General features: G+C 70.8%; 1 protein-coding gene. It reads right to left on the reverse strand.

The annotated features are described in order from the left end of the window. A partial coding sequence (locus BN2279_RS09755; RefSeq protein ID WP_199827700.1) for a beta-ketoacyl synthase N-terminal-like domain-containing protein occupies positions 1-1,159 on the reverse strand: 1,159 nt, incomplete at both ends.

Below are 1,159 nucleotides of genomic sequence, written 5' to 3' on the forward strand. Positions count from 1 at the left end.
AACGACCCCAACCACAACGGCCGATCCGCATCACGCTCCCGCCCGTACGTGGCAAGCAACGCCTGCGCCTCGATCGGATCACCCAGCGACGTCCCCGTCCCATGCCCCTCGACCGCATCCACATCGGCCGCCGACAGGCCGGCACTTGCCAGCGCCTGGCGGATGACGCGCTGCTGGGCCGGGCCGTTGGGCGCGGTCATGCCGTTCGACGCACCGTCCTGATTCACCGCCGAGCCACGCACGACCGCCAGCACCGGATGACCGTTGCGCACCGCGTCCGACAGCCGCTCCACCAGCAGCATCCCCACGCCCTCGGACCACGCCGTCCCATCCGCCCCCGCCGCGAACGCCTTGCACCGGCCGTCCGCCGCCAAGCCGCGCTGGCGGCTGAACTCCACAAAGGTGTTCGGTGTGGCCATGACGGTGACGCCCCCGGCCAGGGCCATGGAGCATTCCCCCTGCCGCAACGCCTGCGCGGCCAGGTGCAACGCCACCAGCGACGACGAGCATGCCGTGTCCACCGTCACCGCCGGGCCCTCCAGCCCGAACGTGTAAGCCACCCGCCCGGAGGCGATGCTGCCGGCGCTGCCGTTGCCGAGGTAGCCCTCGAACCCGTCGGGGACCACAGGGAGTCGGGATCCGTAGTCGTGGTACATGACGCCCGCAAAGACGCCTGTCCTGGAGCCCCTGACCGACTTCGGGTCCACTCCGGCGCGTTCGAACGCCTCCCACGCCGTCTCCAGCAACAGCCGCTGCTGCGGATCCATCGCCAGCGCCTCACGCGGCGAGATCCCGAAGAAGTCGGCGTCGAAGTCCCCGGCGTCGTGCAGGAATCCGCCTTCGCGTGCGTAGGTGGTGCCGTGGTGGTCGGGGTCGGGGTGGTAGAGCTTGTCGATGTTCCAGCCGCGATCGGTGGGGAAGCCGGAGATGGCGTCGCCGCCTGCGGCCACCAGCCGCCACAGGTCTTCGGGCGTCGTGACACCGCCGGGGTAGCGGCAGCTCATGCCGATGATCGCGATCGGTTCGTCGGCCCCGCCCGGGACGGCGGTGGGCGTGACCGTCGATGGTTGCCGGGTCGTCGTTTCCGAGTTGGCCATGTCCGAGCTGGTGCCGAGGAGTTCGGTGCGCAGGTGGCGGGCCAGGGCGTGTGGCGTGGGGT

Origin of the sequence: Streptomyces specialis (genome assembly GCF_001493375.1) — a bacterium.
In the GTDB taxonomy this organism is placed as follows: domain Bacteria; phylum Actinomycetota; class Actinomycetes; order Streptomycetales; family Streptomycetaceae; genus Streptomyces; species Streptomyces specialis.